Genomic DNA, 14009 nt, shown 5'->3' on the forward strand with positions numbered 1-14009 from the left:
CCTGATATTCTCTTTCATGATTCCTATAAAAAATTCTTTTTTGTTTCGACTTGATTCCGAATGAATTTTACTATAATATCATCAATGTTCGTTTTTTAATCAATTTGTTATGAAGGTGGTCCTTTTACCCATGTTTAAACTTGCCGCACATCAAACAACCGTAAAACGTGAAATCCAAGCTGGATTCGTGACGTTCATTACGATGGCATATATTCTGCTCGTCAATCCGACGATTTTAGCAGATGCCGGTATCCCCCAAGCCCAAGCATTTTCTGCGACGATCATCGCGACATTGATCGGTACGCTCCTGATGGGGCTTTATGCGAATCTACCAATCGCAGTCGCACCCGGAATGGGACTCAATGCGTATTTTACTTATACACTTGTCGTTGGTGAGAAGATTCCATATCAGACAGCACTCTCAGTTGTCTTCGTTGCTGGTGTCATTTTCTTATTGTTATCACTCTCACCAATCCGTACGAAGCTGATTGAAATCATTCCGATGACATTAAAGCTTGCGATCACAGGTGGAATCGGTCTTTTCATTGCTTCACTCGGTCTCAAGATGTCAGGAATTCTCATCGCTAGTGAAGATACACTCGTCACGATTGGCGCATTGACGTCACCAGAAGCATTGATCACACTCATCGGACTATTAGTTGCAGCCATCTTGACGATCAAACGTGTACCAGGTGCTATTTTATATGCCATGATCCTCTCTGGATTGATTGCATTCCTGACAGGTGAATTGAAGTTTTCCGATTCCTTCGTTGCGTTACCGACTTTACCAGAAGGATTGATCATCACGAATCCGTTCAACGCCATTCAAGACGTGTTCCAATACGGTCTGTTCAGCGGTGTCCTCTCCTTCGTTCTCGTGACGATGTTTGATACGACAGGTACGATGGTCGCTGTCGGAGAACAGGCTGGATTGATTGAAGAAGATGGATCATTGAAAAACAGCGAACGTGCCCTATTATCTGATTCGACTGCGATGGTCGCTGGTTCATTGTTCGGAACAAGTCCCACAACCGCTTACGTAGAATCTGCAGCGGGTGTCGCTGCTGGTGGACGGACTGGACTCACATCCGTGACGGTCGGGATTCTATTCGCATTATCTGCCGTCTTTGGACCGTTCGTTCAATCGATTTCGAGCGTCCCTGCGATTACTGCGCCAGCATTGATTTTAGTCGGTGCCTTCATGATTCAAAACATCAAACAGATTCCATGGGATGATTTCAGCGAAGCTTTCACGGCTTTCCTCGTCATCTTGATCATGCCATTATCCGGTAGCATCGCAACCGGTATCGCATTCGGTTTCATCGTCTATCCAATCATGAAAGCTATCCAAAAAGAGCGTGTCCATCCACTCATCTATGTGTTCGCGCTTCTCTTCTTCATCCAATTATTCTTCTTATCATAAAAAAACATGCCTGTTCCGTCAGTTAATCGGAACAGGCATGTTTTTTTGAATCACTTCTTATTTTTTCATTTTATCCCATGTTTTCGTGAAGTCCTGCAGCATCTCGTCAGCTGTTTTTTGCTTACCAACATATGCTTGCATGATCGCTCCGAACTCGTTTACAGCACCATCCGGATACTTGAACCAGTTCCATGAGATCGTTTTTCCGTCTTTCGAGTACGCTTGAATATCATCTGCAAGCGGTCCTAGATCCTTCGCTTCGATTGATTTGAAGGCAGGGATGAATTTAAATTTATTGACCATGTAGTCTTTTCCTGTGTCAGACGTCGCCATCCACTCGAGGAATTTTTTCGCTTCTGCTTTGTTCTTCGAGTTCTTATTGACGACCCAGTTGTTTGGTACGCCAACAGGAAGACGGTCCATTTTTTCTTTATCATCATTGATCGGCATCGGGATGAAGCCCATGTTGATGTCCGGATTGACGTCCGTAATCAATTGTTGTGCCCAGTTCCCTTGTTGAAGCATCGCTGTCTTACCTTCAGCAAATTGAGAGACTTGTGTGTTGTAATCCGTCGTTAACGGATTTTTATTCCCGTACTCAATCGTTAAATCAAATAGATTCATGAAATCCTTGAACTGTTTGTTATCTTCGAACTTTCCTTTTCCAGAGTTGAGATCCGCGATGAACTGATCTGGATCATCCTGCTGTGCGACCGGAATGTTCAACAAGTGATTACCGAGAATCCACCACTCCCCGTACCCAATCGAGAATGGCGTCACTCCGTCTGCCTTCAGCTTCTTAGAAGCTTCCGTCAATTCAGTTAATGTTTTCGGAAGTTCCGTGATACCGGCTTTTTTGAAGATATCTTTATTGTAGATAAAGCCATACCCCTCAAGGTTCATTGGCATACCATACAATTTACCATCAATCGTCATTGGCTCTTTTGATAGATCCGTTAGATCACCGACCCACTTTTCATCTGACAAGTCTTCTAACTTATCCTGCCATGTCTTTGCTTCCGTAAAGCCACCGTTGTTAAAGACATCCGGTTCATTACCTGAAGCGAACTGTGATTTCAGAGCCGCGCCATAGTCCGATCCACCACCGACTGTTTGCACGACGACTTTCGTTCCGGTTTCTTTTTCATACGCTTTTGCCATCTTTTCCATGTCTTTTGCGATTTCAGCCTTGAATTGGAATACGTTGAGCGTCTTACCATCTTTTGAACCACTATCTTTCGAGTCATCGCTATTCAATGTACCGCCACCACATGCTGCCAAAGCGACGACCATCGCCGTCGTGACGACAGGTAATGCTGCCCATCTTCTTTTACGCATTCGGATTCCCTCCCTGATTTCGTTTCATTTCGTGCTACATCTTCACAATAAATGAAAACGCTTGCAATGAAGAGAGAGAAAGTTGTCCGGTGTGGTGGAAAATATTGAACAATCGTTATCCGAGTCTTTTCATCGGAATTGTTGTATCATGAAACTAGAGATTCTTTTATGAATAGGAGTTTGATGCCATGTCCTTGCAACTCACGATTTTATTGATTGGTATATTGCTGTTTGCTGCCGTCTGGACGACGAAGTTATCAAGTCGTCTGAATATTCCTGCTCTACTGATTTTTATCGCCCTTGGTATGATTGCTGGAAGCGACATTACGGGGTTCATTCGTTTTGACGATGCAGAACTGGCTCAGCTTCTTGGAACCGTCGCCCTCATCATCATCTTATTCGAGGGTGGTCTGCAAACGGTTTGGAAGGAAGTGCGTCATGAATTAGCCCCTTCCCTCTCGCTTGCGACGTTCGGGGTCTTCATCGCTACATCCATCGTTGCCGTTGCTTCCCATTATATTCTGGGCTTTAGTTGGGCGAATGCTTTTTTACTCGGGGCAATCGTTGGTTCGACGGATGCCGCTGCTATCTTTTCTGTCTTGAGTGGTCAGCCGATTCGACGGAAAGTCGGATCAACACTCGAAGTTGAATCCGGTACGAATGACCCGATGGCCGTCTTTTTGACTGTCTTGTTCCTTGAGTTCGTGACAAACCCTGAAGAAGCATCGCTCTTATCGGGACTTGGATCACTCGTTTGGGAAATGGCGATGGGACTTCTGATTGGTTTGTTCATCGGATGGGCAGCTTCGACCTTGATCAATCGGATCGATTTGTCCTCTTCTAGCTTTTATCCGATCATGCTCATGTCGTTTGCTTTCCTGTCTTTCGGTTTAGCTGATACGTTCCATGCCAGTGGATTTTTAGCCGTTTATGTCACAGCGATCTACATCAGTAATCATGAACTCGTCTACCGACAGACACTCGTTCGTTTTACGATGAGTATGGCGCATCTTGCCCAAATCGGTATGTTCATCGTGCTCGGTCTGCTCGTCTTTCCGAAACAATTGCTCGATGTCCAGGTCATCCTGTCTTCCATTGCGTTGGCGCTGATCTTAATTTTCATCGCTCGTCCTTTGTCAGTCTGGGTGAGTCTTCTTCCGTTTCGTTATTCGTGGCAAGAGAAGGTTTTCATTTCTTTTGCTGGTCTAAAAGGAGCGGTACCGATCATTCTCGCGACATATCCTCTCGTTGCGGATATCGAGAATGCATCGATGATCTTCAATATCGTGTTTTTCACAGTCTTATTATCAACGCTAATTCAAGGAAGTATGTTGACGTTCCTTTCCGAGCGGTTACGACTGAACGAAACACAGACTACTGCTATCCATACCGTCATTGAATTCATGTCAATCGGTAAACCGAATGCGGAAATCATTGAATTGACGTTACCGATGTCCCATCCATTCATTGGAACGACGATCTCAGAGATTGATTTGCCTCAGGAATTTTTGATCACGGCCATCATCCGTGATGATCAAATCATTACACCACGTGGGGACACTTCCCTAGAAGGCAATGATCAGCTACTACTCCTTACCCCAAAACATCGGATCAAGACACTGAAGCGATTCTTGTTTCCTCCCGCTTGATCCGTTCATGAAACAACGGGGTAGACTCAAAAAAGAATGACGCGTCTTTTCACGCCCTTTCCTCAGGTGAGACACAAGCCAGTTTTCCAGCTTCATTCAAGCAGCAGGAAAGCGGGTCTTGTTTGTCTCTGAAGCGCATAAATGCGCTTGTTCCTGTAGGAGTTGCGTGTGACGCATCATTCTTTTTGTTATGAGATAAGGGTGGCAGATTATCATTCTGCCACCCTTATCTTTGTAGAGACTGACTTTTGAGTCAGTCCAGTTGTTTTTTTACATATTCATGAGTCTTGTTGTTTCGTTTGTGCGTCTTGCTTCTGTTCTTTACGCTTCGCTTTAGCACGACGGTAGAGAACGTATCCACCAAGAAGCACGACGATTCCACCTAAGATCCACCATAACTCCTGTTCTAATCCTTTTAGCATCGATTCAGCACGTTCTACTCCGAATCGTTCACCGACCCAGATGTAAAAGAAGGAAACCGGAAAAAGTCCAATACTTGAAGCGAGTAAATAGCGTTTGAACGAAAGACCAAACAAACCACACGGAATCGAGACGACCGAGCGCACGACTGGGAAAAAGCGTCCGAACAAAGCAGACCATGTGCCGTATTTCGCGACGATGCGCTCCCCTTGCTCAATTTCTTTTTCTTTAATCAGTAACCATTTGCCGTACCGGATAAGTATCGGACGACCTGCATAACGACCTAGAAGATAAAAGACCGTCGCGCCCATCAGACTTCCTAAAAAACCGACCAGAACAGCAGCTGTCCAACTGACCGTTCCGTTCGACACATATAGACCGAGCAACGGTAAGCCCACTTCTGCCGGAATCAATTCTGTTCCAAGACCAACAATCATAATTCCTAAAAACAGCCAGAGATTGGATTCTCCGGCTGAAAACAACCATTCCAACATACGGGTAACCCTCCGTTCATCCTCTCGCTGGACGGAGGAGATAATAAATGATGACGACTAACGTCGTCCAGACGCCTGTGAAGATTCCGATAATCCCGACAATGAAGAAACCGAGTGCAACGATTGAGCCTGTCCGTTTATAATCCCCCCACATCGTCCGTAACCCTTTAATGTTGAACCAAAGGAATACGAGGAATAATACAGGGATGAGTAATCCTACGATCAATAAAGAAGACATGTCTTCACCTCTTTCTTATTTATTGTTATCCCCATTCTATCAGGAATCGACACGTCTTTCCTCCGCCTGAGGTCTTACGAACCTAAAAAAAAGAACACGCTTCTAAATCGAAGCATGCCCTTTGCTTTATAAAACATCCTGTTTTGACGCTTTCTTACTATATATATATTTATCAGAGCAAGTGGACGCCTTCCGCTTGAAGACTTTTACGCGTCTCTTCTGACCAGACAGAAGCTTGGACTTCACCGATGTGACGTTTCTTCAATAAGAACATCGCCATGCGAGATTGACCGATTCCTCCACCCATCGTTAACGGTAGACGCTCTTCGAGCACACCTTGATGGAACGGGAACGCCAATTTATCCTCTTCTTGAGCAATCGCTGTCTGTTTCAACAACGCTTCACGATCAACGCGAATTCCCATTGAAGACAATTCGAATGCTCCGATTTCTGGATGGTGTACTAAAATGTCACCGTTGAGTGTCCAGTCATCGTAGTCAGCCGCTCGACCATCATGCTTCTCACCTGAAGCCAGTGCGCCACCGATTTGCATGAGGAAAACGGCGCCATATGCTTTCGTGACTTCTGTTTCACGTTCTTTCGTTGAAAGTGTTGGATACGCATCTTCTAGTTCTTGCGTCGTCATGAAATGAATCGTTTCCGGTAAGATCGCTGAAATACCATACTCCGCTTCTACTTCTTGTTCGACTTGGCGAATCGTTGCATAGATCGCTTGTACCGTTTCTTGTAAATAAGCACTCGTCCGTTGTTCTTTCGTAATGATCCGTTCCCAATCCCACTGATCGACGTGAATGGAGTGTGTCGCATCCAGCATCTCATCGCGACGAATCGCATGCATCAACGTGTATAAGCCTTCTCCTGCTTCAAATCCATACGTATGAAGCGCTTGACGCTTCCATTTTGCAAGAGATTGTACGATTTCAAGGTCTGCTGTGTGGTCCAAGGCATCGAAGCGAATGATGCGCTCTACGCCGTTTAGATGATCGTTGACACCGAGTGTGCTTTCTACGAACAATGGTGCTTCGACACGTGTCAATCCGAGTGTCGTCGAAAAGCGTTCTTCAAAGCGTTTCTTTACGAGTGTGATCGCTTCCTGTGTGTGTTTCATCGATACGAGTGTTGTCATGGTGGTGTTCCTCCTCAATTGTGTTTTGAAAAAGAAACCATAAAAAAGAGCCCTTCTTTCCCAAGAATATGGGACGAAAGACTCGGTTCCGCGGTACCACCCATGTTAGCAACGATGTTGCTCACTCAAAAGACGAATCACTTCATCTTCGGCCTTATGATAACGGACAGGCAACTCCGGCTACGCCTACTGACATTCGGGTTCGGGTAGCGACTCCGGGAGGTTCTTCGCATCTTGCTTCCGACTGGGCTCTCACCATCCCCAGCTCGCTATACGGTCGTACAAGGTGTTACTCTTCCCTTCAACGTCGTTGTTACAATTGAATTGAGAACATCGTACAACAGGTCGCAAGTGTTTGAAAAGACTTTTTTTCAAAAAAAATAAAAGTTGTCAGATTAATCTGACGTGTGAATCATGAAAAAAGCGTTCTCGCAGAAGCGAGAACGCGCTTACAAAAATTATTTGATCGATCCACTCGTAATTCCTTGAATGATCTGTTTTTGCAAGGCAAAGAAGAACAACAATAACGGAATGATCCCGAGGACGAGTCCGGCAAGTGCTAAGTCCCACTGCTTCGTATACTGACCGAAGAAATAGAACGTCGCAAGTGGAATCGTCCGTAAATCGACGTCTCGTAACATCAGCGATGGCAGTAGGAAATCGTTCCAAATCCAAAGCGTGTTCAAGATGATGATCGTCACCGTGATGGGCTTGAGTAATGGGAACACGATGCGCCAGAACACACCCCATTGTGAACAACCATCAATGATGGCCGCCTCCTCGATTTCTTCAGGAATCGACTTCATGAATCCATGGTATAAGAAGATTGATAATCCAGATCCAAAACCAAGGTACATCAGAATCAATCCCCAATAACTGTTCTGCAATCCGAGATCACCAGACAGTTTTGATAAGGGAATCATGATTGACTGGAATGGAATGATCATCGCGGCAACAAATAAGAAAAAGATGATCGTCGACAAGCGTGTTTTCGTCCGGACGAGTTTCCAAGCTGCCATCGAACAAAAGATGATGATGACCGCGTTAGCGCCGACTGTAATGATGACGGAGTTTAAAAAGACTTTTCCGAAGTTCATGGCTTCCCATGCTTCTGAATAGTTGGACGTCATCCATTCCTTTGGTAGGCCAGATGTATTCGTAAAGATATCTCCCTGCGTCTTGAATGAATTCGAGACGACGTAATAAAACGGAATCATATACAGAAGCCCCATCAATAAGGCTGCTAGTTCGACTGTTCCAAGACGGAATGAATAACGACCTCTCGTCTTTTTAGAGCGCTTCGGTTTCTCCTCTTGCGGAGTGGGTAACGGTTGTGCCGTACTCATGCTTCCACCTCCCGTTTTTTCGTCAGATAGACTTGAGTGACTGTAATCGCCGCAACGACAACGAAGAAGATGATTGCCTTCGCTGACCCGAGTCCAAGATTATTGTTCGTAAACGATTCCTTGTAAATGTTTAAAGCAAGCATTTCGGTCGATTTGAATGGTCCACCATTCGTTAGCGATAAGTTCGTATCGAATAACTTGAAGGACCATGAAATCGTCAAGAACAAACAGATCGTGACCGACGGCATGATTAGTGGCAACGTAATGTTCCGTAACGTCGAGAGACGATTGGCACCATCGATTTTTGCTGCTTCAATCAGCTCTTGTGGCACGTTTTGTAGAGCTGCGATATAGATGACCATGATGTAACCGCCACCTTGCCAAATCGAAACGATAACGATACCCCAGAATCCTGTCCGGGCATCTCCTAACCATGGAAGTTCAAATATACTCCACCCTGTCAATTCACCAATCGATGCGAAGCCTTTGACATAGATGAACTGCCAAACGAACCCGAGGATCAACCCACCGATCAAGTTCGGCATGAAGAAAATCGTTCGTAAGAAATTACGCGTGCGAATATTTTGTGTCAATAAGAACGCCAAGATGAAACCGACGACATTCGTTAAGATGACGGCGACGACCGTATATTTCGTCGTCAACCAAAATGACTGCTGGAACTGCTCGTCACTCGTAAAGAGACGGACATAGTTATCAAAGCCGATCCAATTTAATTCTCCGGTTACACCGTTCCAATCCGTGAACGAATACATGACGCCATTGAAAAACGGTACAAGCACGATCACTGCGAATACAAGAAAGACCGGTCCGACGAAGAGCCAAAAATCAAGACCGCGTTTCCACTTCTTTTGTCCAGATGTCATTGTTTCATCCCTCCTCCACTCTACAGTACGTCTTTCTCCAACACTTGAACACGTCACCATTTGACCCATTGGGTGGAAAATATTGAACGTTTTCCTTTGGCGCGTTCGCATCAGATAGGCTACTATTAGAAAAAAGAGAGATCCAATCAAAGAGGGAGTCGATACCATGGAAAAGACCATTCGTTCGGACTTAGAAATCGCACAACAAACCGTCTTACGCCCGATTCGAGAAATTGCAGACCGGATCGGTTTGCAAGAAGAGGATTTTGATACGTACGGAAAGTATAAAGCGAAGTTGACAGACGGACTGTTGAACCGATTGGCAACGAAATCTGACGGTAAACTGATTCTTGTCACTGCCATCAATCCGACAGCCGCCGGTGAAGGAAAATCAACTGTCACTGTCGGACTCGGACAGGCGTTGCATCGGGCAAAACATAAGACGATGATTTGTTTACGGGAACCCTCACTCGGTCCAACGATGGGCTTAAAAGGTGGCGCGTGTGGTGGTGGCTATAGCCAAGTCCTACCGATGGAAGAGATCAATCTGCATTTCACAGGCGATATGCATGCGATCACATCTGCTCATAATACAATCAGTGCTTTGCTCGACAATCACCTGCATCAAGGTAACATCCTTGGCATCGATCCGCGTCGTATCGTCTGGAAACGCGTTCTTGATTTGAATGACCGTGCCTTGCGCCAAGTCACGATTGGTCTCGGTGGTCCTGCTCATGGCGTACCGCGTCAAGATGGGTTCGATATCACGGTCGCTTCCGAGATCATGGCGGTCCTCTGTCTAGCAGACTCTATCACGGATCTCGAACGACGCTTGAGCCGCATCGTCGTCGCGTATACGTACGATCAACAGCCGGTTACGGTCAAAGATATTCAGGCGTCAGGAGCTGCGACGTTGCTTCTAAAAGATGCGTTTCGTCCGAACCTCGTTCAAACCGTCGAAGGAACACCGGCACTGATTCACGGTGGACCGTTCGCGAACATCGCACATGGTTGTAACTCTTTGATTGCAACGCAAACTGCACTGAAGCTAAGCGATTACGTTGTCACAGAAGCAGGATTCGGAGCCGATTTAGGTGCCGAAAAGTTCTTCAACATCAAATCACGGATTGGCGGACTCCACCCGGATGCCGTCGTTATCGTCGCTACGGTTCGTGCCTTGAAGATGCACGGAGGTGTAGACAAAACGCAACTCAGCGAAGAAAATCTCGCTGCTTTAACAGATGGTCTTGCGTTACTTGAAAAACACGTCGAGACGATGAGTCTGTTCGGCGTCCCTGCCGTTGTTGCCTTGAACCGTTTCTTCACCGACACGGAAGCAGAACGGAACATGATCCTAGAATGGTGTCAGGATCGTAATATTCGCGTCGCGGAAAGTGAAGTCTTCAGTAAAGGGGGGGCTGGCGGTGAAGCACTCGTCACGGAAGTCATGCAAGCTCTTGAGGAACCGAGCCAGTTCCGCCCTCTGTATCCTGACGTCTTACCGCTTCGTCAAAAGATCGAGCGTATCGCAAAGCGTGTCTACGGTGCAGCCGACGTTCATTTTGAAGACAAAGCACTCCGCGAACTCGAACGGTGTACGGAGATGGGGTTGAATGAGTTACCGATTTGTATGGCAAAAACACCATTTTCTTTAACCGATGACCCTGCTCGTTATGGTCGTGTCGAAGACTTCACGATCACGGTCCGCGAAATCCGACCATCGGTTGGTGCAGGGTTCATCGTTGCATTGACTGGGAATGTATTAACGATGCCAGGATTACCCGCAGTTCCCGCCGCCTTCCACATGGGCGTTTCGGAAGACGGACAGGTATTCGGACTTTCTTGATGAGAGGATGAGTTACATGACGATTGATCATTCACATTGGATAGCCTCTGACGGCTATACTACGACATTGCATAGCCTCGAAGCCCATGACCCTAAAGGAGTCGTGATCGTCTTTCACGGGATGATGGAGCATGGCGCACGGTATGAGGAATTCGCAGAATTCCTCTATGCTCATCATTACCACACGATCATCGCAGACTTACGCTGTTTCGGAACTCGAGCAGCACAGCTCGGAACGCTCGGACACCTCGAGCCGAATCAAGGGTTTAAACAATTGATGCAGGACGCAGAAGAACTCGTCTCTGACATCAAAGAGCGTTATCCGACATTGCCGGTGTTCATTTTTGGTCATAGTTTTGGTTCGTTGATCGCTCGCCGGATTGGTCAAACACTCGGTCATACAGTAGCTGGAATCATCGCGAGTGGCCCTCCGACTAGCACAGGCTTACTCGGTGATGTCAGCCAAAAACTCGTCGAACGTCAAATCCATCAGCTGTCAGCAACACACCCTGCTGAGCGGTTCGGACAACTCGTGTTCGGGCGGTATAACTTACGCTTCTTCCCAGCACTTTCTAAAAATGCTTGGCTCTCTTCGGATCCTCAATCCGTCATGCGCTATGATGCAGATCCATTGTCCGGTCAAACGGTCACGCTTGGGTTCTTCCACGAACTCTTGCATGCAACGAAGCTCGTCAACGCACTTGCTTCCGTCTATCAGCATCCACGTCACTTACCCCTCTTATTGCTTGCTGGTGGGGATGACGCGGTCGCGTTCGATGGAAAAGGTATCCATCATCTATTTGACATGTATAATCGTGTTCGTGTCGATGCTGTACAGCTGACGATTTATCGAGGGTTACGTCATGAGCTCTTCCATGAGTTTGAACGCATCCGCGTTTTTGCCGATATCGCGAGCTGGTTGAATAAGCAAGTCAACCCTGCAGCTAAACAGTCATCTTCCCGTTCTTCTTAAGCCACACCGATCAATATAAAAAAAGGCAGCGGATCCTTGCGATCCGCTGCCTTTTGCACTTCTATCGTATCCTTCATTGAATCCAAGTCAGTGAAGAAATCATTGCTTCGATTTCCTCGATTTCAAGCGTCTCGCGTTCAGCAGAGTACGTCAATAAGACTAACCGTTCCCCGTCCGAATACGCGTAGATCCGTAAGAAGATATCTTCTTCTTTCCCATCTACCGCAAGCAATGCTTCTTTTGTTGAATTACGACGGACTTCAAGTGCTCCTGTTAGTTCGATGCCGAACTCTTCCACCAACAGGTTGATTTCTTGTTCCGCCGCCTCATACGGTGTCAATTCTTCTGAATCGGACTCATAAATGGATAATTGGAGCGTTCCCATTGCATTTTCATCCGTCGAATAAAAACTAACATATGTCTCTTCTTCTTGATATTCGAATACCTTTGGATATTCTAGCGTGATCCAATGATCGACTGTGTACTGTTTCATTTGAATTCCTCCATTCGTTGTATCTCTTCAAAGCGGATACCCGTCACAGCCATACGCTCGAATTGGCGAGCGAGTTGAGCAGATACGAACATGCGATGCGTGCGTTCATCTCGCATAAGATGATGCGGACAAACCGAATCGCTGATTCGTCGCTCTGTCAAAAAATAGACACGTCGTCTCGGTACCAGACGGAATACATCCGTCGTATGTAGATGTTCGATCCGACTGACAGATAAGAGATTGAGAAGATAGTACGGAACCACTCCGTCCTTCGTCTCAAGATGTACCTTGAGACATTGTACAGAAAAAGGCGCGTATGCTGCAATGACGCGTTGCACACGTTCCGAGACGAGCGGCAGATCGAATGTGTTTGGAAGGACATCCGGTAGCAAATCCGCATCTTGATTGATGGAAAAAGCAAGTACACCTACGTTATGGAACCACTCTCCTATCAATAAGCGATGACGATCGAATTGGTGGTGACAAATCGCTTCCCATCCTTTTCCCATCGATTGTTCGCTCCAAACTCGCACTTCATTCACCAGACACTCTCTCCTCTACCCAACTTTACCCATATTGCAAATCAAGATTACCATTGGAAACGATTAACTAGTATTATTGTACACCGAATCTTAAAAGAAATTGCTTTTTTTCATAAAAGTTATGGAAATGCTCTCTTTGCTATGCTACTATATTTCATGTAGCCGATACGCGGGTGTAGTTTAATGGTAAAACCTCAGCCTTCCAAGCTGATGACGAGAGTTCGATTCTCTTCACCCGCTCCAATTATGACATAACATAGGTCTAGGACCATTTCCCTCTAGAGGGCAGGCGACTCGCGACGTGCGAGTCGTCTTTTTATTGATTCTGCTGATGATTCCAACGAATTTATGGGTATACAACGATATAGATAGAGATTCGTAAAGGAGGATTCGTATGATTCAGATGAAAATGCCCGGCGTGACGATTTATCAAAGTACACTCATGAAAACGACTTCGACATTAATCGAGACGCCTGATTGTCTGATCGTCGTCGACCCTGGCTGGCTTCCCGATGAGATTGCAACGATTCGTCGAGACGTCGAAATCGTGCGTCGCGAACGACCATTATACGTCGTCTATACGCATGCCCATTTCGATCATATTTTAGGTGCCTATGCCTTTACGGATGCCATCGTCATCGCTTCGAAACCGTTCATCGATGTCGACCGACAAGAAGCGCTAAAAGCCGTCCAAGATTTTAATGATGAGTTCTATATCGATTCTCCCGTCCTTTTCCCAGACGTGACACATGTCATCCATGAGTCTGAGACGATATTGACGATCGGACAAACGAAGTTAATCTTCTTTTTAACGCCCGGTCATGAAGCGACTCACCTTTCCTTCATCGTCATGCCACTTCACTTGTTAGTCTGCGGCGACTATGCTTCAGACGTTGAAATCCCCTTGATCGAACACGATTCCTCTGAGTATTTGACGACGCTCGAGTTACTCGAGTCGTTCATTTATGAATATGAAGTCAAACTCTTGATTCCCGGACACGGTCACATTTGTGATGTCCGAACAGAGATGATCGAACGACTTCATCAGAGCTATGACTATATTCTTGCCCTCCGTGCCGGAAAAGAATCCGACTGGGCTCCGTCTTGGCAAACGACCCCTTTTATGAAACGTCTGCATGAAAAAAATAAGCGACAAGTCAAAAAAGAACAAGAAGAACGATTAGCCCGACGCCATTATGATTAACTTCGCTCAACC

At 46.1% G+C, this 14009-nt stretch carries 13 protein-coding genes, 1 tRNA gene and 1 other annotated feature; of the genes, 6 read left to right on the forward strand and 8 right to left on the reverse strand.

Annotation, left to right across the window (positions count from 1 at the left end; translation table 11 throughout):
* Window positions 1-130 precede the first annotated feature (130 nt).
* Window positions 131-1423 carry an NCS2 family permease gene (locus KNQ09_RS14975; RefSeq protein ID WP_149426858.1) on the forward strand — a complete coding sequence of 431 codons (1293 nt, stop codon included), beginning with the start codon at window positions 131-133 and terminating at the stop codon, window positions 1421-1423.
* Between the two features lie 57 nt (window positions 1424-1480).
* Here the strand turns inward: KNQ09_RS14975 and KNQ09_RS14980 are convergent, their stop codons facing one another.
* Window positions 1481-2761, reverse strand: coding sequence for an ABC transporter substrate-binding protein (locus tag KNQ09_RS14980; RefSeq protein WP_195865914.1), 1281 nt, complete (start codon window positions 2759-2761; stop codon window positions 1481-1483).
* A 188-nt stretch (window positions 2762-2949) separates the two neighbouring features.
* Between KNQ09_RS14980 and KNQ09_RS14985 the strand changes: the two genes are divergently transcribed.
* Window positions 2950-4410, forward strand: a complete 1461-nt coding sequence (locus KNQ09_RS14985) for a potassium/proton antiporter (protein WP_214858910.1) — start codon at window positions 2950-2952, stop codon at window positions 4408-4410.
* A gap of 278 nt (window positions 4411-4688) precedes the next feature.
* Here KNQ09_RS14985 and KNQ09_RS14990 read toward each other — a convergent pair whose 3' ends face one another.
* The 5 genes from KNQ09_RS14990 to KNQ09_RS15010 all read right to left on the reverse strand — a co-directional run bounded on the left by KNQ09_RS14990 (window position 4689) and on the right by KNQ09_RS15010 (window position 8939).
* Window positions 4689-5324, reverse strand: coding sequence for a DedA family protein (locus KNQ09_RS14990; protein WP_214858911.1), 636 nt, complete (start codon window positions 5322-5324; stop codon window positions 4689-4691).
* A 16-nt stretch (window positions 5325-5340) separates the two neighbouring features.
* The gene (locus KNQ09_RS14995; RefSeq protein ID WP_214858912.1) at window positions 5341-5562 is read right to left on the reverse strand and encodes a hypothetical protein; all 222 of its coding nucleotides are present in this window, start codon (window positions 5560-5562) and stop codon (window positions 5341-5343) included.
* A gap of 172 nt (window positions 5563-5734) precedes the next feature.
* Entirely contained in the window at window positions 5735-6709 is a 975-nt protein-coding gene (asnA, locus tag KNQ09_RS15000; protein WP_029340849.1) for an aspartate--ammonia ligase, read from the reverse strand.
* A gap of 66 nt (window positions 6710-6775) precedes the next feature.
* Window positions 6776-7023: a binding site (T-box leader), on the reverse strand.
* A 144-nt stretch (window positions 7024-7167) separates the two neighbouring features.
* Complete coding sequence (locus KNQ09_RS15005; RefSeq protein ID WP_058703664.1) at window positions 7168-8055, reverse strand: carbohydrate ABC transporter permease; 888 nt, start codon at window positions 8053-8055, stop codon at window positions 7168-7170.
* Window positions 8052-8939: a carbohydrate ABC transporter permease gene (locus tag KNQ09_RS15010; RefSeq protein ID WP_023467232.1), complete on the reverse strand. Its 888-nt coding sequence runs from the start codon at window positions 8937-8939 to the stop codon at window positions 8052-8054. Before KNQ09_RS15010 ends, KNQ09_RS15005 begins: the two co-directional genes overlap by 4 nt.
* A gap of 166 nt (window positions 8940-9105) precedes the next feature.
* On the opposite strand from KNQ09_RS15010, the gene KNQ09_RS15015 reads away from it, so the two are divergent.
* Window positions 9106-10785, forward strand: a complete 1680-nt coding sequence (locus tag KNQ09_RS15015) for a formate--tetrahydrofolate ligase (protein WP_064300817.1) — start codon at window positions 9106-9108, stop codon at window positions 10783-10785.
* Window positions 10786-10801: 16 nt separating this feature from the next.
* Window positions 10802-11758 carry an alpha/beta fold hydrolase gene (locus KNQ09_RS15020; protein WP_082202576.1) on the forward strand — a complete coding sequence of 319 codons (957 nt, stop codon included), beginning with the start codon at window positions 10802-10804 and terminating at the stop codon, window positions 11756-11758.
* A 73-nt stretch (window positions 11759-11831) separates the two neighbouring features.
* Here KNQ09_RS15020 and KNQ09_RS15025 read toward each other — a convergent pair whose 3' ends face one another.
* On the reverse strand, window positions 11832-12251 hold the full coding sequence (locus KNQ09_RS15025) for a hypothetical protein (protein ID WP_023467229.1): 420 nt from the start codon (window positions 12249-12251) through the stop codon (window positions 11832-11834).
* A complete protein-coding gene (locus KNQ09_RS15030) occupies window positions 12248-12793 on the reverse strand; it encodes an imm11 family protein (RefSeq protein WP_231884727.1) in 546 nt (181 codons plus the stop codon). Before KNQ09_RS15030 ends, KNQ09_RS15025 begins: the two co-directional genes overlap by 4 nt.
* Before the next feature lie 169 nt (window positions 12794-12962).
* Here KNQ09_RS15030 and KNQ09_RS15035 point away from each other — a divergent pair.
* Window positions 12963-13036: transfer RNA gene (locus tag KNQ09_RS15035), tRNA-Gly, on the forward strand.
* A gap of 151 nt (window positions 13037-13187) precedes the next feature.
* Window positions 13188-13997: an MBL fold metallo-hydrolase gene (locus KNQ09_RS15040; RefSeq protein WP_058265756.1), complete on the forward strand. Its 810-nt coding sequence runs from the start codon at window positions 13188-13190 to the stop codon at window positions 13995-13997.
* Window positions 13998-14009 lie beyond the last annotated feature (12 nt).

The organism is Exiguobacterium sp. s191 (genome assembly GCF_018618955.1).
Classification (GTDB): Bacteria; Bacillota; Bacilli; order Exiguobacteriales; family Exiguobacteriaceae; genus Exiguobacterium_A; species Exiguobacterium_A abrahamii.